Raw genomic sequence first — 19,306 nt, 5'->3', positions numbered from 1 at the left:
CTCGCCTAGAGGCGAAATAAATCTATTGATATTAGGTGTGATTGCAATCGATTAGTGAGCACTAGGTAGCAATTGATCTATTGCTACCATCAATCTCTGTGTTGTCCCTCTATGCTGCAACGTAAACCCCTTCGCCGCTTGCGACATCGCCTGCACTTTCATTTTATCCGCCGCCAACGTTGCAATCATGCCATGTAGCTCAGCTACATCACTTAATTGCACTGCCGCATTCGCCGCGACCGCTGCCTGCGTCACTTGCGCAAAATTAAACATATTTGGCCCCAATATCGTCGGCACACCCATGGCCGCTGCTTCAATCAGGTTCTGTCCACCCAATGGCTGCAAGCTGCCACCCATCACCGCGAAATCACTCGCCGCGTAATAGGTATACATTTCGCCCATGCTATTGCCCAGCACCACCTGTACATCGCCATTCAAGGGCTGCACCAGCTCCGTACGCAATACATAGCGCAGACCGCGTGCCTTGAGCAGCGATTCGACTTCAGCAAAGCGTTGCGGGTGGCGTGGCACCAGCAGGGTGAGTACATCGGTGCCTTGTACGGCATTGAGTATCAATGATTCTTCGCCCTCACGCGTACTGGCAGCCATGAATACGGTGCGATCTTTACCCAATAGCTGGCGTAATGCTGCACCTTTGGCCGCGCTGTCTTCTGGCGGCGTGACGTCAAATTTTAAATTGCCACAGATGACCGGATGTTTTGTACCCAGCGTTTGCAGGCGTTCGGCATCGGCGGCGGTTTGTGCGGCGACCAGGGATAGTTGTTGCAGGCCGCGGCGCGTGAGGCTACCGAGTTTTGCGTAGCCAGCGGCCGATTTGGGTGAGAGGCGCGCACTCAGTAGCGCCATGGGAATATTCAAACGCGTGGCCTGGTCGATGGCATGGAACCATAGCTCGGTTTCCATCAATAGCCCTAATGAAGGCTTGAAGTATGTCAGGAAGCGTTTGGTCGCGCCTGGTGTGTCGACGGGCAAGTAAGCTTGCAATACGCGGCCACTGGCGATCTCCTGGCCAAATAACTGGCGACCCGTCTCACGGCCGGTGGGGGTGCCGTGGGTCATGAGTAATTGGTGTTGCGGGTAATGTGCCAGCAGCGCATGAATCAGCGGCTGTGTCGCACGTGTTTCACCTACCGAAACACAATGCACCCAAATCAGCGGCGCGCTGACGGTTTGTGTGTAAAAACCATAGCGTTCGCCGACATGCTGGCGGTATTCGGGTTGCTTGAGGCCGCGCCAGAATAGCTTGAGCGGCAGCAGGGCGGCTACCGCGAACATGAGCAGGGTATAGACGAATCTTGGCATGGCGTTATTCTCGCATATTTGCGCTGACATCTCGCCTGCACGCACCAATCAAATGCATGCAAAACACGAGAGTGATGACTCACCTATGCCTGAGGCCTTGTGGTTAAAGTGATTGCAAGAATGCAAGCAATACGCACCAAAAAAAGGCGTAAAAAATCGATTGACGTCAACAAAGTATAGGCATAAATTACTGCCAGCAACACAAGATGTTGTGTTTGGTTGAAGCCGCATCTCAATCCATAGCGTGCGGCAATATAAGCGTGCAAACGCTTGTTTCAAGCCAATCTTCGTGCCAACGCGTTGTCAGCCGCAGGGGTTTTTCCGGTTCACAGCGCGTTATCAATTAATAAGAATCGCCAAAGGTGGGAGAGCTCGATGCTGAAAGCAGTTGAACAAAAGAAAGTCCATTCAGAAGAGGTCGCGGCCGAGATTCCGGTGCAGCCTGTCTCACTTGATATCTGGGATAAAAAATACCGCCTGAAAACCAAATCTGGCGAGCATGTAGACCTGGATATGGACGATTCTTACAGCCGCGTGGCGCGTGCACTGGCTGACGTCGAGACCACCGAAGAGAAAAAAACCGAATGGCACGAAAGATTTCTGTGGGCGTTGCGCCGTGGCGCGATTCCGGCCGGCCGTATTACCTCCAACGCCGGTGCGCAAGAGCATAAACCAGCCACTTCTACCATTAACTGCACCGTGTCTGGCGTGGTAGAAGACAGCATGGACAATATTCTGGCCAAGGTACACGAAGCTGGACTTACTTTAAAAGCGGGTTGCGGCATTGGTTACGAGTTTTCAACGCTGCGTCCAAAAGGCGCATTTGTCGCCGGTGCCGGTGCCTACACTTCCGGCCCACTGTCGTTTATGGATATCTACGACAAAATGTGTTTCACCGTCTCATCTGCCGGTGGCCGTCGTGGCGCTCAAATGGCGACGTTTGATATCAGCCATCCGGACGTGACTGACTTTATCAAAGCCAAACGTGAAAATGGCCGTTTGCGCCAGTTCAACCTGAGCTGCCTGATTACCAAAGAATTTATGGAAGCCGTCAAAGCGGATGATGAATGGCGTTTGGCTTTCCCTGTGACCGAGAAAGAAGCCATTATTGACGGCCTCAACGTCAACGACGAGTCACAAGTCGTGTGGCGTGACTGGCCAATCAAAGGCAAATACCTGACCAAAACCGAAGGCCCTGAGGCCGGTAAAGTCGCTTGCCGCATCTACAAAACCATCAAAGCGCGCCGTCTGTGGGATGTGATCATGTCTTCCACCTACGACTTTGCCGAGCCAGGTTTTATCCTCATTGATCGCGTCAATGAAATGAACAACAACTGGTTCTGCGAAAACATCCGCGCCACCAACCCTTGTGGCGAGCAGCCATTGCCACCTTACGGCGCCTGCCTGCTGGGTTCTGTCAACCTGACCAAGTTCGTGCGGCAGCCATTCACTGACGAAGCGCATTTTGACTGGGACGAATACCGCGAAGTGGTCGGCGTATTTACCCGCATGCTGGACAACGTGGTGGAAATCAACGGTTTGCCATTGGAACAGCAGCGCCAGGAAATCGCCCGCAAACGCCGTCACGGCATGGGCTACCTGGGCCTGGGTTCAACCCTGACCATGCTCAAAATGAAATACGGTGAAGAAGACTCAGTGAAATTCACTGAAGAGGTCACCCGCATCATGGCCGAAGTAGGTTGGGAAGTCGGCGTGCAACTGGCTGAAGAAAAAGGCCCGGCACCGATTATGGACGAGAAATTTGAAGTCACCGCCGACATGCTGCGCGTGCGCCCGGAAATGGCCGCTGATGGTATTAAGGTCGGCCAGAAACTGGCTGGTAAAGTGTTGCTGGGTAAATACAGCCGCTACATGCAGCAATTCCCCGAAGGTCTGCGTAACCAGATCGCGACCAAGGGTGTACGCTTTACCCATCACAGTTCCATTGCGCCAACCGGCACGATTTCACTGAGCCTGGCCAACAACGCCAGCAACGGTATCGAGCCTAGCTTTGCCCACCACTATGCCCGTAACGTCATCCGTGAAGGCAAAAAGTCCAAAGAGAAAGTCGATGTATTCAGCTACGAGCTGCTGGCTTACCGTGAACTGGTGAATGCGAACGCCATGCCGTTCAGCGACAAACCGGAAGAGCAGTTGCCGGATTATTTCCTCGATTCATCCACCATCATGGCCAAAGCCCACGTCGATATTCAGGCCGCTGCACAAAAATGGATTGATAGCTCCATCTCCAAAACCATTAATGTGCCCACCGATTACGACTTTGAGGATTTCAAAAATATCTACCTCTACGCGTATGACAAAGGCCTCAAAGGTTGTACGACTTTCCGTTTCAACCCTGAAGCATTCCAAGGCGTATTGGTGACCGAGAAAGACCTCGAAAGCACCACTTACAAATTCACGCTGGAAGATGGCACCGAGATCGAAGCCAAAGGTAACGAAGAGATTGAGTACGATGGGGAAATCCACACCGCGGCCAATTTATTCGACGCATTTAAAGAAGGCTATTACGGAAAATTTTAGTGTTTGCTTGCTGCGCTCGCCATTGCGGCGTTAAAAAGCAGTTTAAATCCTCATGTACTATTTGTACACTCCGGTTTAAAACCGCTTTTCGCCTGGCACTGGCTTCGCTCGCAACGGCAACCATCTAAAATTTTGAAATGAATTTTTGGACTGAATTTATAAAGAACTGAGCACTCCAATAGGGAGAACAACATGGCAATCAAAATCGACAAAAAAATCACCGCCTACAAACTGGTGACCGATGAAGACAAAAAAGCAGCCGAGGCCGCCGCAGCGCCTGTCGCAAACATCATTCAAATGGGTGAGCCATTGAGCCGCCCGGATATGCTCGTGGGGAACACCTACAAAATCAAAACGCCGGTGACCGAGCACGCGCTCTACATCACCATCAACGACGTCATCATGTACGAAGGCACGCCACAAGAGCACCGCCGTCCGTTCGAGATCTTCATCAACTCCAAAAACATGGAGCACTTCCAGTGGATCGTCGCGCTGACCCGCGTCATGTCTGCCGTGTTCCGCAAAGGTGGCGATGTCACCTTTTTGGTAGAAGAGCTGAAAAGCGTGTTTGAACCTTCAGGCGGCTACTTCAAAAAAGGCGGCAAATTTGTGCCTAGCCTGGTGGCCGAGATTGGTGAAGTAGTTGAAAAACACCTGCAAGAAATCGGCATGCTGAAAAAACCAGGCTTAGACGAACACCAGCAAAAACTGGTAGAAGAGAAAAAAGCGGAATACCTGGAAAAACACGCCAAGTCAGGTGATGAATCAAACGACGAAGGTTTTCCAAAAGGCGCACAGCTTTGTAAAAAGTGTAATACCAAAGCAAGCATCTTGATGGATGGATGCATGACTTGTTTAAATTGTGGTGATAGTAAGTGCGGTTAATGACCTAATTTTTTTATTATGTATTATAACTAAGCCCGCTTTTGCGGGCTTAGTTATCTAAAGCGCTTATTAAAGTTATGGATGATTGAGTATTTCACCTTTTGCTGCCAATTAACCAATTACGAAACTTAGCTATCATCTTAGAAAAGAAGCCTAAGTTCTTGCTTGGCAATGACTTTGGAGAATTTTTCTCAATAGCTTCAGTCGCTGAGTTTTTTTGTGCAATGTATCGACGATTGTCGACTTTGTCTTTAGCTTTAACAGCTTCGATTCTTTGCCTAGACATTTTGCCCGCATCCAGTACTCGATTCTCTTTAATCCAGTAATGTGATTGGCAGTCGAATTTCCAATTGCCTATAGAGGGATGTAGCGATACGCCATTTTTAGATTTCGACAAATGCCATTTAGAAGGTTTCAAGGGGGTTAATACTTCTTCTCCACATCCGCAACAACAAGCATGAGCGGCACTTGCGTACTCCTCACTGATGTATAAGACTCCCTCTTTTAACTGATCCGGAAAGCTGACTACGTATTCGGGTTGAAGATAGTTTATTTTCACAATTACTCTCGTTTGCTAGTCAGTAAATTGCTCCAGGATGCCTTGTACTTTATCGTCTCAGCTTTAGTTTCGTCAGTATAAAAATCAAGAAACTGTTTATACCTTATGACAGCTAACATTGCATTCAAGGCATTCAATTCAATAAGCTGAATATTATTGTAAACGACGTCCTCACTATCCTCTGCCGTTGGCAATGTGTTGATTAAATCTACGGTATCAGGAGTCACTAAAGTAACTCTTGCACGAGCTTGTAGTTGAACAGTTTCAGGTATCTTATCAACACCAATACCTACATCAATGAAAGATATACGTCTAACAGATAGATAGTTAGCAATTAACCCTCTTGAAGGGCCATGATCAACAGCGATGAAAACGAAATCACAATTATCAAGCTCTTGAATATTACTCTCGTCTATGCGGACTGGATGGCCAGTTATTCCACTTCTCATTTGACCATAATGAGTTGCAAAATGATGTGCTTTATAACTAGCGTTGAATGCTTGTCCAGGGCTGAGTGCACCAGGCATACGGAAGGCGTTGTGTGGTTCAAGTTTATCCCCATCAAAAATATGAATTTCTTGGATGGGCATTTTCACAATCGCATCAAGGATAAAGCTTCCAGTACCACCAACTCCAACAATGGCTACTTTGGATTGCCTAAGTTTGTTCTCATATTCGTCCAGACCAGATCGAGCGATCGCAGTATTGGGGAAATAGAAAACTGAGGGCCTCGCATTGACTTGAAGTCGCCCAAGATGATTTGCGCGAGCTGATGGGTCAATATCACGTGCATGACGAGAAAGCTTGTTCGCATAGTGATTCATCTTAACTCGAAAGCTTGCCAATAGACGTGCAAGAGCTTCAGGGTCATCTGGTTTATTTGAGAATCTGCATCGCACTTGTCGCTCTGCTATTGTTAGTTGAGATGTATCTGCCACGAGCCCTGTTTCTAAAGATTTCCCTTGAGCCGTATGCGGTATAAATCCTGTAAACCAAACCGTGTGATCGTTGTTTAGTTGGCTGATTCCGTTGACTATTGAAAAAGGCGATATTATATCGCCGTAAGCAATTACACCTTCGGCGGTACAATAAGGAATGTTCTCAACAATGAGGTACCGATCATCTATGATGACGACGGAATATCCGTCGTCGATTAGCCCTTGGATATCGTCATTAGGAGCGATTGGATTTGCCAGCATCAAACTTCATCCCATTTTCTACTGGAACAGATTGTCCTGGATTGAGCTCACCGGCTTTATTCCCATGAGTCCAATCAACATCATACAAACTTAGGTCAACAGTATTTGGGTCAATACCAGCGAGCTCAAGTATCTGTTCAAATGAAACTGTTGGTCCAGCGACCTTTTTCGGTCTTGTGTTAACGATAATATTAAATTCGTGCGGTTGTTGTGCCATTTTTTAAAGCCTTTCAAACAAAAGGTAAGATACAAATAATACATTTTTAATGCGTAACGATTTGGTGAGTATCAACATTTAGCCACCAATTTCTAGTAGCTAGAAGATGTAACGCTTTAATCTCCTGTCGTGTTCGTTCTCACATTCAACTTCCATCGGATCTTGCCTTGATGTGCTGTATGTTGGTGATGGTTCTGTGGTGGAAATGGGTCATCTTTGTTCGATGTGATTTCTTTTTTACAGCCGGCACAAATATAAATACCAGATACGGGTACTGTATCGCTTGGCTCATAAGTATTTTTCCACCAAAGTTGAGATGGCTCAATTTCTTTGAGTACTGAATGGCTTGCATAGTTAGACATTCTATTTTTCCTTCCTAACGCCTTTGAAAGGTGACTTATCGGTGGTTTTAACATCCATAAAGCGCCCAGTCTCTGAGTCTCTTTTAACCCAGTGACCAGAAGGCGTTTGAGTTTGTGATCGGTCTTTAACTGCGCCATTACGATGTCCATCACCTTTTGGTGGATTTGTGGCCATTTGCTATTCCTTTCCTCACTTTGATTAACTTGACTAAAGATACTTTTGGTTACAGAATCTGTTTCACATGTAAGACAGATTGCATTTTGCACATCATTGTTTCACTTGTCAAACACATTAATGTTTTACATGTAATACAAAGGAGAGAGATGAAGATCGATTTATTAGCTGAAAATACTTTGCGGAAGCGAAGTAATAAAGGCGTTCGAGAAGCTGCAAAAGAAATTGGAATTAGTCCTGCTACGTTATCAAGAGTGGAAAATGAGAAGGTTCCAGATTTAGAGACTTTTGGAAAAATTTGTCGCTGGCTAGGGGACGACCCTTCAATCTACTTAGGGCTGCCACAGCAAAACTCTACATCACAAGTTCGTGTTCATTTCAAAAAAGAAAGTGCAATCTCATCTGATACAGCAAAAGCTCTAAGCCAAATGATTCTTTTAGCTCAACAAGTACTGTTAAATGAAAATCGGGAGTAAGGATTGTTTAGAAGGGGATTCAAAGCATGGTGCGAACGTTACGCAGAGTCAACACGGAGTGAATTGGGGATCAAAGCCCACGAGCCGCTCGATCCCCAATTATTAGCTAGCAAGCTTGGCATTCTGGTTTGGGGTCCAGAAAATATTCCAGGGTTGAGCCAAACTTATATTGATATATTGCTTAGAAATGACGGTGTTTCAGCAAGTGATTGGTCAGCAGTAACCATTGAAATTGAAACGCAAAAATTGGTTATCTTGAATACTTCGCACTCTATTGGACGGCAGTCTAGTGATCTCATGCACGAGTTGTCCCACATAATTCTCGAACATAAAAGTCATTCTGCGGACTCTTCGCTTGATGGAATACTATTATTATCTGCTTATGATAAGGATCATGAAGATGAGGCGGATTGGTTGAGCTCATGTTTATTGTTACCGAGAGCAGCATTAATTTCCATTAAGCGTCAAAATATTGAAATAGCAGATGCTGCAGAGTTATTTAAAGTAAGTGTACGTATGTTGAGATACAGAATGTCGATGACTGGAGTATCTCGGCAGTTCAGTTAGTCATAGTACTTAATATCCGTGATTGACGATGAGTTGTAAATGACGAGCTGGGAAAAGAAGGTCTCAGCGGTAATCTTTTTACGGAGTATGCTGTGTTCTTTTGCATAAGATTCTGCCGGTGCCATGAGCGTTCGGTCAGTGTTTTGATCGCTGGAGGTAACCGTCTAACACCCTTTCAATTCTTGGCTTTTACACTGTGCGGCCAATTGAGTGGCAGCGGTTTTTTGTTCCTCAGCCATTTGCGCAGCAAGGTAATTGAGCATTTTGGTGTGGCGATTCAATAGGTGCTTGTCTTCATTTTGCGTCGCTAGCATCAACCACATCGCTGCTTTAACGGTATTTTGTTCAACCCCAGCACCCTGCTGATATAAGTCGGCCAGATAGCCTTGGGCTTCGCTATTGTTGTTGCTCGCGGCCAGGCTTAACCATTGCACCGCGGCGGGCATGTCTTGCGCAATCACATCACCGCGCAAATACAGCATGCCTAAATTCAATTGCGATTTCACGTGTCCTTGTTTGGCCGCTTGCTCATAATAAGTCACCGCTTGCGGGTAACTGATGCTTTGAGTCTGGCGCTGAAACACCAGTGAGGCCAACGTGTATTGCGCCTCTTTGTAATTTAACTCTGCCGATTTTGTGTACCACTTGACCGCTTCGTCCATATTTTTGGCCACGCCATCGCCATCCTGATACATCAGACCTAAGTTGTAGCAGGCTTTGGCATCGTTTTGGTTGGCGAGTGACAGATAAATCGCGTGGGCGGCGGCATAGTCTTTTTGCAATAGCTTTTGTTTGGCTTCTTCTAAAGTGTTTGCCTGCGCCAGGCTGGCCGCACACAGCGCCAATAGCATCAAACCAGTGAACATCGTTTTGGTGAGTAACTTTGCCAAAAAGCCGCTTTCTATTTGCGCCATGCCTGTTCCTTGTGTGTGGGTATGCGTCGAAATGAATAGTCTCAGACTTGAGCGATTTTGATAAGCGCTTTATTTAGCCAAGCCCATCCATTCTGCTGCGCCACGTGCCGAGGCTTGTACCGCTTGTTGATAGGTCGCTGTGGCTGGCAAATGGTCAGCAATCTGGTTTAGCGAAATATAACCGGGGTCTAAACAGGTATCTTTTTCGCGGAAGATGCTGTGCTCTTTGGCATAGCTTTCCGCAAGCGCCCTGAGCGATTCGGCAAGCGGTTTGTTCGGGGCGCTGGGGGTAAAGTCGCCTAGCAGCCATAGGTGCACATCTTCCTCTTGTGTATAACCCGCTTTCGGGTCTGCCAGCATAAATGCATGGTCTATCTTGGCTTGGTTTTCTATCTCTGCCGGGTCGCCATAAGCCACTTCGTAATATTTTACGTCTGCTTTAATTAACGAAGTTGGGCCATCAATAGGCACCTGACCCACCGCATAATGGCCAGCAATTGCCCGCAGGCTTTGCAAATGGTGCTCTTTGCCAACAAAGTGGATGGTTTCACCGCGTGCTTGTAGCGCTTTAATGCCCGCAGCCATGTCTTGAGTGGCCGCGTAGATAAGCGCTGTGTAGCTGGGGAAAGTGTGGTTGTCGGCATTCTTTCTGGCAAGGCTGTAGTTGATCATGGCAGTGCCATTGTCATAGAGCTCTAGTGCGCTGGTGGCGGCCACTTCACCCTGCGCATCCAGCACTACCGAGACCGCCATTTTGGTACCATTCCCATTGCCACCAGCCAAGGCATCGAGCCAATTTTGTAATAGCTCCGCAGGCCATTCTGGATACTGTTCTCTGGCAAGCGCAAACACTTGCGGCAGCAGCCTGGTTTGTTCTAGCAGGCTTAAGTTTTGCAGCCGTACTGTGGTGTAGGCTGATGGCAGATTGAAATCGTGGGCCATGTTTTATAACTCGCGTTGAATCATTGATGCGCAATTTGCCTGAGCGATTGAGAAATCCAAGACTGGATAATTAGTTCGCGACTGCGGACACCTCAGGCTCTTCGCTGATTTTGATTTCCCCGCATTTATTCATCTTGGCCGTAGCACAGGCGTATTTGTCGGTAGTTGCCAATTCTCTCGCTTTGGCCATGTATATATCGCCAGCTTGATTATTCTGCATGCCGTACGCGGCCTGGGCCAAATAGTAATAGGAGAGGTCAAACATATAATTGATGTTGATGACTTTATGTACTAAACCTCGCCAGTCTTGTTTGCCGTGCAGCCCTTTTAAGTCAGTTTGATTCATATAAAACTTAAGCCCACAGCTTTCACATTTCATTTCGAGCGTGCCTGCCTTAAAGGCCTCAAAATCACTGGAATAAAAGGCAATAGCTTTGGTGGCGTCTATCGCTGGTGGATCAACCAGGCTGGATTTGCCTTCTTCAATCACCCTGACATTAGATGAGTTTTCCAGCCAGTCATTTTTGGCTGTGCGCACATAGATGTACTCAGGTTTATAGTCGGCATATACAGGCAATCTATCTGTATAAATTTTCAGCATGGGCTCTTGCAGTTCTTTTAATGCTTCGATGCGATTTGGTGGGGAAGGGTGTGTGCTTAAAAAGTCGCCTTTGCTTTTATTGCCGGTAGCCTCCATCATTTTTTCCCACAAGGTGACTGAGGCCGCCGGGTTGTAGCCTGCTTGTGCAGCAATTTCAATACCCAGCTTGTCCGCCTCGGTTTCTGCACCACGGCTGTTTGGTAACGTGACAAATGCACCCCCGGCAAGAATGGCTAACTGGTTGGCTGTTTGCACATTGTTATTATTTTGTTGTTGAGTGCCGTTGCTCGCAGCGGCAACAGCAACCGTGGCGGTGGCGACTGCAATTTTGGTCAGAATATCCACTGACATTTTTTCTGCGGTGTGGTTGGCCAGTGCGTGTGCAATTTCGTGGCCCATGACTTGCGCCAGTTCATCGTCTGTAGGTTTGACCTTTTCTAGCAGGCCGGTATATACCGCCATTTTGCCGCCCGCCATGCAAAAGGCATTAATCTCGTCTGATTCAACGACATTCACTTGCCACTTCCATTTTTGTGATTCTGGCTTATATAAAATGGCTCGCTCAACCAGTCTGTTGGTGATTTTTTGCACGCGCTGATTCGTGTCAGCATCGCCACTGAGCTTTTTCTCTTTATCGTAAGCGCTGATCATCGAGCTATACAGAGATGAGCTCTTATTGATGGCGGCATCTTCGGAAACGATCATCAGTTGTGATCTGCCGGTCATATTGTTGGTAACGCAACCCGAGAGCAGCGCGGTTAAACCAAGCAAACACCCCACTAACATCGCTTTCATTTTTTGAGCCTTATAGATTTTCTAACAACTATAAATAAATCCAGTGAAAATTCAACTCAAACACGAGCGACATTTGATTCTGCGACTTGCAAACGCTCTTCACGTAAAAGTGTAACTTGCATCGCATAGTTCATTGATCAATATATATTTTTATCCCATCGCGGCCAAAAAGGTATAAATTACGCACTGAAGTTACAATTTGTTACATATAACAATTAAGTCTTCTCGGTGATGCTGGGTTGAAGGGTATGAATCTTGTGCATTACGTGCATATAACAAGAATCAGGCTAGATATGTGGGGATGGTTTCAATGACGGATTTATCGTTGCAAGATCGTTCTAGATTGCTGGAATTAACGTTTGCTTTTGATGAGATTGGTGATGCAGTTTTTTTGATTAGCCAACAAGGTACGCTCTGTTATACAAACGCCCTGACCTGTCAGCTCTTTGAATATTCACAGGCTGAGCTATCCGCTTTAAATAACCAACGATTATTGTCTGACTTTTCCCATGAGTGGTGGCGTGAACATTGGCATGCGCTGCAAAAGGTTAAATCACTTAGCTATACAGTGAAAAGTCGCAGCAAATCTGGTCAGCATTTTGATGCCGTCATCACCGCGACAAAAATCAGTCTGGGCGAAACTGACTATAGCCTGGAGGTCTTACGCAAACTGCCGAATAGCCATGCAGATGAAGGCAAACCTGAGCAATTGGATCGAGAGCATTACCTGCGAACCTTGCTGGATAATTTTCCTTTTATGGTCTGGCTGAAAGATAAAGATAGCCGGTTGTTAGCTGCCAATAAAGCCTATGCAAAGATGGCTGGTGTGCCGACGACTTATGATCTTGAAGGCAAGACAGATTTTGATTTCTTTCCGGCCGAGCTTGCTCAGCAATATGTCGATGGCGATAAAGACGCTTTAAACAGTGATGCGCCTATTGGCGTGATCTGCCCGATCAGGGATACGTCTGGAGAATATTACTGGATAGAGTCATATAAATCCTCTTTGGTTGTCGACAGTCAGGTCATTGGCACCGTGGGTTACGCCAGAGATGTGACCGAGACGCTACAACGGGAGCGCGAATATCACTCATTGATCTCAAACTTTCCTAATTCCATCGTGCGTTACAACCGTCAAAATAAGCGCACTTATTTGAATCCTAAAACCGCTGATTTTTACGGTGTCACCTGTGATTTCCTGGTTGGAAAATCGCCTTCTGAGTATCCTGGCGGCGCTTCAGCGATAGAATTTGAATCTCACATTCAGGAGGTCTTCGCGGCGGGGATTAATAAAAACGTAGACCTGCATTGGCAAACCCCAGAGGGGAAGGGACGGATTATCCATACCTCCCTGATTGCCGAGCTGGACCCGAATGGCGAAGTCATGGCTGTGATTGCGATGGGGCAGGACGTCACGGAGACGGTTGAAAGCCAGGCGCGCATTCATCATCTGGCCTATTTCGACTCATTGACCGAATTGCCCAACCGCGCATTACTCGCCGACCGTTTGAATCAGACCATGGCTGAGGCGGATCGGAATAACCATCCATTTAGCCTGATGATGTTGGATCTGGACCGGTTTAAAGAAATCAATGATTCATATGGACATACGGTAGGGGACCAACTGCTATGTGAGGCGGCCAGAAGGCTGGAAACACGTATCAGGCGTTATGACACCATTGCCCGCCTTGGGGGCGATGAGTTTGCGATTCTCTTATCTGAAATACATCATCCGCAAAATGCGTCTAATGTCGGCCAGAAAATTATCGAGGCCATGGCTGAGCCTTTTTACATCGCCGGTAAAGAGTTATTTATTACCGTGAGTATCGGCATTGCCGTGTTTCCTACCGATAGCCACAAAGTGGAGGATTTACTCAAATACGCAGACTCCGCTTTATATTCTGCCAAGAGCAAAGGCCGCAATAATTTTCAATTCTATTCTTCGGATCTCACAGAGAAAACGTCGGTACGCATGAATATTGAAAATGCGCTAAGAAAAGCATTGCAGAAGGACGAATTCAAGCTGTATTACCAGCCGCAAGTAGATTTGATTTCCAAAGAAGTGGTGGGTGTGGAGGCGCTGATCCGCTGGCATAGAGACCATCGTGAATTGGTTTCCCCAGATCAGTTTATTGGTATTGCTGAAGAGTCCGGGCTCATTATTAGTATTGGTGAGTGGATCATATCCACTGCATGCAAAGCCGCGGTGCAGTGGAATGCGGGGCGCACCAAGCCTTTTACGGTTTCGATTAACCTGTCCACCAGGCAATTTATTCAGAATGATTTATTTAACTCGGTCATCAACATCCTGACGGAAACGGGATGTAAACCTGAATGGATCAAGTTGGAGATCACCGAAAGTCTGTTGCTGGAGGATAACGAAACGATTCAGTCTGTCCTGCAGACTTTCCATAACCATGGACTATGTATTTCAATTGATGATTTTGGCACCGGCTATTCAGCGTTAAGCTATCTGAATCGATTCCCCATTAGCCAGTTAAAAATTGATCGATCATTTATTAAAGATATCACCACTAACTTAGATAGAGGATTAATTGTGCAGGCCATTATCTCAATGGCCAGGAGTTTGCGAAAAGGGCTGATTGCAGAAGGCGTTGAAACAGAGGCACAAGCCCAATACCTGGCAGCAATCGGTTGTCCTCATGCACAAGGATATTTATTTGGCAGGCCAGTACCCTTTGAGGATGTCATGGTCACTCGGCAGTTGTGACAGCGTTAGTGACAGTTCAAGAGGTCATGAATGCCCGCACGCTATGCGAGGGATGATTTACTTTGCATGCAATCTGGCATTCAGCTGGTCTATGACTTCTGCCCAATCGGCATCTTTCAATATCTCTTCACGCAAAAATGTGGCCTGTGCGGGTGTCCAATAGGGCGCTTCAGCCAGCGAAATGTAACCCGCCAGATGACTGTGCGTTTTAATAAAGCTTTCGATCTCGGCGTCGGTATTCGGCAAGCCGAGTTGGGCGAATAGATTATTCAGTGTGTGCAATGAAGATTCCATGAGGCTGACTCCTAAAGTCGTTAATTCAAAGTAATTCTTCCACGTGCTTTTTAATATTGGCCGCCATTTTGGGTGTGGGCAAATCATTGGTATCAGTGCCAAATGGGTCTTCAATTTCTTCGGCAATCAGCTCCAGGCTGGCTAACACATAAAAAATAAACACCACGACTGGAATCACGTAATAGCCCAGGCTGAACACAAAGCCAAACGGCAGCGTCATCACGTAGAAGAAGATGAATTTCTTGATAAACGCGCTGTATGAATATGGGATAGGCGTATTTTTAATACGTTCGCACATGCCGCAGACTTCAGTGAATGATTTAAGCTCGTCGTTGATGATAAACAACTGGTCACCGCTGATTTTGCCTGTGATGTAGAGTTCGTTGGCTTTTTGAAACAGGCGCTGCGCGATCTGGTTGGGGTGGTGTTCGTGGTGGTCGATCTCCAGGTCCAAGCCTTCAAACAGCATTTTGCTGACTTCTTCATTCATCAAATGCTTGGACAACACCGAGGCAAAGGTCGGGATGATTTTCTTGAAAAATTGCTTATCTTCTTCGTCAGTTAAAAAGGCTGACAATTTAATGGCGAGGTTTCGGCTGTTGTTGACCAGTGTCCCCCAGGCTTTGCGGCCTTCCCACCAGCGGTCATAGGCGGTGTTAGTGCGGTAGGCCAGCAGCAATGACAACACAAAACCGACGGTGGTGTGGATTAAGGACAGGTTTTTGACATGGCTGCTGTCGGCCAGTTTCCAGTACTCGATTTCGAGGTAGGCGATGCCGCCTGCATAACATCCAATCAACAGCATCATGGGCATGAGCTGGCGGAAGGTGTCCGATTCGTGAAAGCGGAAGATGAAGGTAATCCAGTCTTTGGGGTTGTATTGAATCATGCGGTGTTGCCTGTTGAAAACTGGAAGCCAGTTTAACATGGCGACCGGAATAATAGCCGCTTGCACGGGGCGCGACGCATGACAGACGATACTGACAGCAATGTCAGAATGGATCGTCTTTTTTGTTGCAGGCTGATTTCTTTACACTCCTGTTATCGGCCAGCCTTTCGTCCGGGCTGCGCGAGCTGTATTCATTATTCGCATTCATTTCTCTTTGGAGGTTGTTCATCATGGTATCTAGCAACAATGCATTGCAATCTGAAACGAGTATTGACCCTCTCCCTGGCATGGGGGCGATTCCGCATGCTGATGGCGTGGCTTTCAGGGTGTGGGCGCCGCATGCTGAGCAGGTGTCGGTGATCGGGTCTTTCAATGACTGGCAAGCTGGCGCTGACCAGTGCGTGAGTGAGGGCAATGGTTACTGGTATGCCGACCTGGCGCATGCCAGGCCTGGCGATGAGTACCAATATCATTTGATCAATGGCGAGCAGCAACTGCAACGCATAGATCCTTATGCCAGGGTTGTCACGAACTCTGCGGGCAATGCGGTGGTGCCTGCGCTGGATTTTTTTGATCAGCCTGGGTCTGACTTTCAAATGCCGCCATGGAATGAGCTGGTGATTTACGAGCTGCACATCGGCACGTTTAACGCTAAAGACGAGACGGTAGGCACATTTGATACGGCGATTGAGCGGCTACCGCACCTGCAGGCGCTGGGCATTAATGCGGTGGAGGTGATGCCGATTGCCGAATTTGCCGGGGATTATTCGTGGGGGTATAACCCGGCGCACCCGTATGCGGTGGAGAGCGCTTATGGCGGACCTGAGGCGTTCAAGCGCTTTATTGCCGCTGCGCATGACTTGGGCATCGCCGTGATTGTGGATGTGGTGTACAACCACTTTGGGCCGTCTGACATCAGCCTGTGGCAGTTTGATGGCTGGCAGGAGAACGGCAAGGGCGGCATTTACTTTTATAACGACTGGCGCTCGGCGACGCCGTGGGGCGATACGCGGCCAGACTATGGCCGTGGCGAGGTGCGTCAGTATATTTTTGATAATGCCATGATGTGGCTAGACGATTATCACGCCGATGGCCTGCGCTATGACATGACCTTGTATATCCGCAGTGTCGAGGCGAGCGCGCAGCAAATGATTGTGGAGGGCTGGAGCTTGCTGCAATGGATCAACAGCGAGGTGGAGCGGCGCTACCCTGGCAAAATCACCATTGCCGAAGACTTGCAAAGTAGCGCAGAGCTGACGCTGAAACATGAGGATGGCGGGGCGCACTTCAGCAGCCAGTGGGATGCTGCATTTGTGCACCCGGTACGCACCGCGCTGATTGAGATCGATGATGCCAACCGCTCTATGCCCGCGGTGCGTGACGCTTTGCTCAAGCGCTATAACGACGATGCGTTTGAGCGCGTGGTATATACCGAGTCACACGACGAGGTGGCAAATGGTAAGCAGCGACTGGTGTCTGAGATCGATCCCAGCGAGCAACCGGGCCGCTATGCCATCAAGCGCTCTTGCCTGGGCGCGGCGCTGGTGATGACGGCGCCGGGTATCCCCATGCTGTTTCAGGGCCAGGAATTTTTGCGTGACCAATGGTTTCGTGATGACCGCCCCATCGACTGGCATCGCGCAGAGGAATATGCCGATATCACCACCCTCTACCGCGATTTGATCAGCCTGCGCTTAAACCGTAATGGGTATTCTGCGGGCCTGAGCGGGCAACACACCGCCGTGTATCACGTCAACGATAATGACAAACTGATTGCCATGCACCGCTGGCAAGAAGGCGGTGCCGGTGACGATGTGGTTGTGGTATTTAATTTTGCTGAGGGGCGTAAAGATCACTATGTGATCGGTTTGCCGCAAGCTGGCGAGTGGAAGTTACGTTTTAATAGTGACGCGACTTTATATAGTAAGCAACTGGACGAAACCCCTTCCGGCGATATCACGGCCCATGACGAAGCGCACGATGGCCATGCGTTTTCAGCCGTCATCACCATCGGCGCTTACAGTTGCCTGATTTATACGCAGGAAAAGTAACTTTGTGGTCTGCGCTATGACGACAGCGGGCAGGCAAAGCCCATGGTTTAAGGCATATTGAGGTGATGGCCTGCCGGGTCGTGCCCTTTTAAAAATGCGGCAAAGTCATCCGGTGACAGTGGTTTTGAGAACAGGAAGCCTTGCAGCATATCTGCCCCTAGCTCTCGGCAGAGGCTGGCTTGTTCTATGGTCTCTATGCCTTCCACAATCACATCCAGATCCAGGCTTTTCGCCATAACGATCAGGGCTTTTAAAATGCGGCTGTCAGCTTCGCTCTCAGGCACGTTTTGCACGAACGAGCGATCGACTTTCAAGACCGAGGCAGGCAGCCGTTTTAAATAAGACATGGATGAATAGCCGATGCCAAAGTCATCCAGCGCGACCTGTACGCCCAGGGCCTTGAGGTGATTAAGCACGGCGGAAGTTTTGTCGAAGTCTGACACCAATACGCTTTCGGTGACTTCTATAGACAGGCATTCACCCGGCAGGCCAGCGGCGGCCAAGTCATGTTGAATATCGCTGAACATACTCTCTTGTTGTAGCAGTTGCTCACTGGCATTGACCGCTAATACAAATGTGTGATCGATCAGTCCGTCGTTACGCCATTGCGCGACCTGCATGCAGGCCAGGCGCCTGTTCTTGGTATCAATGGCGGCCAGGAAGCCGAGCTCTTCAACGATATCGATAAACGCAATCGGCGCTAACAGGCCTTTGCTCGGGTGGTTCCAGCGCATCAGCATTTCTGCGCCGCAGATCTGGAAATTTTGTGCGTTGATCACTGGTTGATAGTATTGCACCAGCTGATTTTGCAGGCGTTGCGAGCGCAGTTCGCCTTCGAGCATGATTCTGTGCAGAATCTGGTCTTGCAGGTCTTCGCTGTAAAAGTGAAAGCCGTTGCGGCCTTCGCGTTTTACCTGGTACATCGCCAGGTCGGCGCGCTTTTGCATGTCTTCTGCAGTGAGCGCACACTTGGGGTAGGTGGCAATGCCGATGCTACAGGTGACAAAATGTTCGGTGTTATGGAGGGTGATGGGTTCGCGCACACTCTCGAGCACACGTTGCGCCAGCGCGCCGACCGAGGTTTCGGTATCCAGGTCGTGGACGACGATGGCGAATTCGTCTCCGCCCAGGCGGCAAACCACGTCGCCTTCGCGGACGACGGCCAGTAATCGCTGTGCAATCTGCTGCAATAACTGGTCACCGGAGTCGTGGCCTGAGCTATCGTTGATTAATTTAAAATTATCAATGTCGAGGTAAATCAGGCCAAGCTGGAAGTTCAGGCGATGTGCGCGCTGAATCGCCCCCCGTAGATGCTCTTCAAAATAATAGCGGTTAGACAACCCGGTCATGGGATCGTTTTCAGCCAGGTATTTGAGGCGTTTGTGGGTATCAATCAGTTTGCTGTTGAGCGCGTGGCGCGCTTGCGCGTGCACCAGTGCCTTGGTCAGATGCCGCTCTGACAGTTCCTTCTTCAGCAGGAAGTCTTGTGCACCGGCGAAGATGCAATTGCGCTCTATGACTTCGTTGTCTTCCATGCCGGTGAGGATGACGACGGCAGCATGTTTTTCGGTGTGTTGTGTGAGCTGGTTTAAGACATCCAGGCACTCCATGTCGGGCAGGCGGTAATCAAGCAGCACGACATCAAAGGTGTCTTCATCATACAGTTTCAACGCTCTCACGGCCGTATTTGCCTGTACGATGTCTTTGACCAGTTTGGGGTTTTGCAACACGCGGATCACCGCCATGCGGTCCAGTTCATCGTCATCAACAAGTAGCAATCGCATG

General features: G+C 48.4%; 17 protein-coding genes. 6 read left to right on the top strand and 11 right to left on the bottom strand.

Annotated features, from left to right (window positions below):
* Positions 1-51 precede the first annotated feature (51 nt).
* Positions 52-1,323: a lipid IV(A) 3-deoxy-D-manno-octulosonic acid transferase gene (gene waaA / locus B3355_RS11665; RefSeq protein WP_292784084.1), complete on the bottom strand. Its 1,272-nt coding sequence runs from the start codon at positions 1,321-1,323 to the stop codon at positions 52-54.
* Between the two features lie 375 nt (positions 1,324-1,698).
* Between waaA and B3355_RS11660 the strand changes: the two genes are divergently transcribed.
* Positions 1,699-3,864 carry an adenosylcobalamin-dependent ribonucleoside-diphosphate reductase gene (locus tag B3355_RS11660; RefSeq protein ID WP_292784082.1) on the top strand — a complete coding sequence of 722 codons (2,166 nt, stop codon included), beginning with the start codon at positions 1,699-1,701 and terminating at the stop codon, positions 3,862-3,864.
* 192 nt (positions 3,865-4,056) lie between these two features.
* Positions 4,057-4,749: an NrdJb gene (locus tag B3355_RS11655; protein ID WP_047515340.1), complete on the top strand. Its 693-nt coding sequence runs from the start codon at positions 4,057-4,059 to the stop codon at positions 4,747-4,749.
* A 94-nt stretch (positions 4,750-4,843) separates the two neighbouring features.
* On the opposite strand, the gene B3355_RS11650 is transcribed toward B3355_RS11655, so the two are convergent.
* The 4 genes from B3355_RS11650 to B3355_RS11635 all read right to left on the bottom strand — a co-directional run bounded on the left by B3355_RS11650 (position 4,844) and on the right by B3355_RS11635 (position 7,353).
* Positions 4,844-5,308 (bottom strand): DUF6527 family protein, encoded by a 465-nt coding sequence (locus B3355_RS11650; protein ID WP_292784080.1) that lies wholly within the window; start codon positions 5,306-5,308, stop codon positions 4,844-4,846.
* Between the two features lie 2 nt (positions 5,309-5,310).
* Positions 5,311-6,507, bottom strand: coding sequence for a ThiF family adenylyltransferase (locus B3355_RS11645; protein WP_292784077.1), 1,197 nt, complete (start codon positions 6,505-6,507; stop codon positions 5,311-5,313).
* On the bottom strand, positions 6,482-6,724 hold the full coding sequence (locus B3355_RS11640; protein WP_292784074.1) for a multiubiquitin domain-containing protein: 243 nt from the start codon (positions 6,722-6,724) through the stop codon (positions 6,482-6,484). The genes B3355_RS11645 and B3355_RS11640 overlap by 26 nt, the downstream gene beginning before the upstream one ends.
* 116 nt (positions 6,725-6,840) lie before the next feature.
* Positions 6,841-7,353, bottom strand: coding sequence for a hypothetical protein (locus B3355_RS11635; RefSeq protein WP_292784071.1), 513 nt, complete (start codon positions 7,351-7,353; stop codon positions 6,841-6,843).
* Positions 7,354-7,410: 57 nt separating this feature from the next.
* On the opposite strand from B3355_RS11635, the gene B3355_RS11630 reads away from it, so the two are divergent.
* Positions 7,411-7,737 carry a helix-turn-helix domain-containing protein gene (locus B3355_RS11630; protein WP_292784068.1) on the top strand — a complete coding sequence of 109 codons (327 nt, stop codon included), beginning with the start codon at positions 7,411-7,413 and terminating at the stop codon, positions 7,735-7,737.
* Between the two features lie 63 nt (positions 7,738-7,800).
* The gene (locus B3355_RS11625; RefSeq protein ID WP_292784065.1) at positions 7,801-8,304 is read left to right on the top strand and encodes an ImmA/IrrE family metallo-endopeptidase; all 504 of its coding nucleotides are present in this window, start codon (positions 7,801-7,803) and stop codon (positions 8,302-8,304) included.
* A gap of 164 nt (positions 8,305-8,468) precedes the next feature.
* Here B3355_RS11625 and B3355_RS11620 read toward each other — a convergent pair whose 3' ends face one another.
* From B3355_RS11620 to B3355_RS11610, 3 genes are all read right to left on the bottom strand, one after another.
* Positions 8,469-9,218, bottom strand: coding sequence for a tetratricopeptide repeat protein (locus B3355_RS11620; RefSeq protein ID WP_292784062.1), 750 nt, complete (start codon positions 9,216-9,218; stop codon positions 8,469-8,471).
* 69 nt (positions 9,219-9,287) lie between these two features.
* Positions 9,288-10,160, bottom strand: a complete 873-nt coding sequence (locus B3355_RS11615) for a hypothetical protein (protein ID WP_292784059.1) — start codon at positions 10,158-10,160, stop codon at positions 9,288-9,290.
* A gap of 70 nt (positions 10,161-10,230) precedes the next feature.
* Positions 10,231-11,556 (bottom strand): M48 family metallopeptidase, encoded by a 1,326-nt coding sequence (locus B3355_RS11610; protein WP_292784056.1) that lies wholly within the window; start codon positions 11,554-11,556, stop codon positions 10,231-10,233.
* Between the two features lie 493 nt (positions 11,557-12,049).
* Between B3355_RS11610 and B3355_RS11605 the strand changes: the two genes are divergently transcribed.
* Positions 12,050-14,287, top strand: coding sequence for a sensor domain-containing protein (locus tag B3355_RS11605; RefSeq protein ID WP_292784053.1), 2,238 nt, complete (start codon positions 12,050-12,052; stop codon positions 14,285-14,287).
* Positions 14,288-14,344: 57 nt separating this feature from the next.
* Here B3355_RS11605 and B3355_RS11600 read toward each other — a convergent pair whose 3' ends face one another.
* Positions 14,345-14,581: a DUF2789 domain-containing protein gene (locus B3355_RS11600; protein ID WP_292784050.1), complete on the bottom strand. Its 237-nt coding sequence runs from the start codon at positions 14,579-14,581 to the stop codon at positions 14,345-14,347.
* Positions 14,582-14,606: 25 nt separating this feature from the next.
* Entirely contained in the window at positions 14,607-15,470 is an 864-nt protein-coding gene (locus B3355_RS11595) for a bestrophin family protein (RefSeq protein ID WP_292784047.1), read from the bottom strand.
* 230 nt (positions 15,471-15,700) lie between these two features.
* On the opposite strand from B3355_RS11595, the gene B3355_RS11590 reads away from it, so the two are divergent.
* Positions 15,701-17,521, top strand: a complete 1,821-nt coding sequence (locus B3355_RS11590) for an alpha-amylase family glycosyl hydrolase (protein ID WP_292784044.1) — start codon at positions 15,701-15,703, stop codon at positions 17,519-17,521.
* Between the two features lie 47 nt (positions 17,522-17,568).
* Here the strand turns inward: B3355_RS11590 and B3355_RS11585 are convergent, their stop codons facing one another.
* Positions 17,569-19,305, bottom strand: a complete 1,737-nt coding sequence (locus tag B3355_RS11585) for a putative bifunctional diguanylate cyclase/phosphodiesterase (RefSeq protein ID WP_292784041.1) — start codon at positions 19,303-19,305, stop codon at positions 17,569-17,571.
* Position 19,306: the final 1 nt, after the last annotated feature.

Origin of the sequence: Methylophilus sp. UBA6697 (genome assembly GCF_002454655.1) — a bacterium.
Taxonomy (GTDB): Bacteria; Pseudomonadota; Gammaproteobacteria; order Burkholderiales; family Methylophilaceae; genus Methylophilus.
The sequence above is the reverse complement of the archived record's forward strand: the minus strand, read 5'-3'. Positions and strand labels throughout refer to the sequence as shown.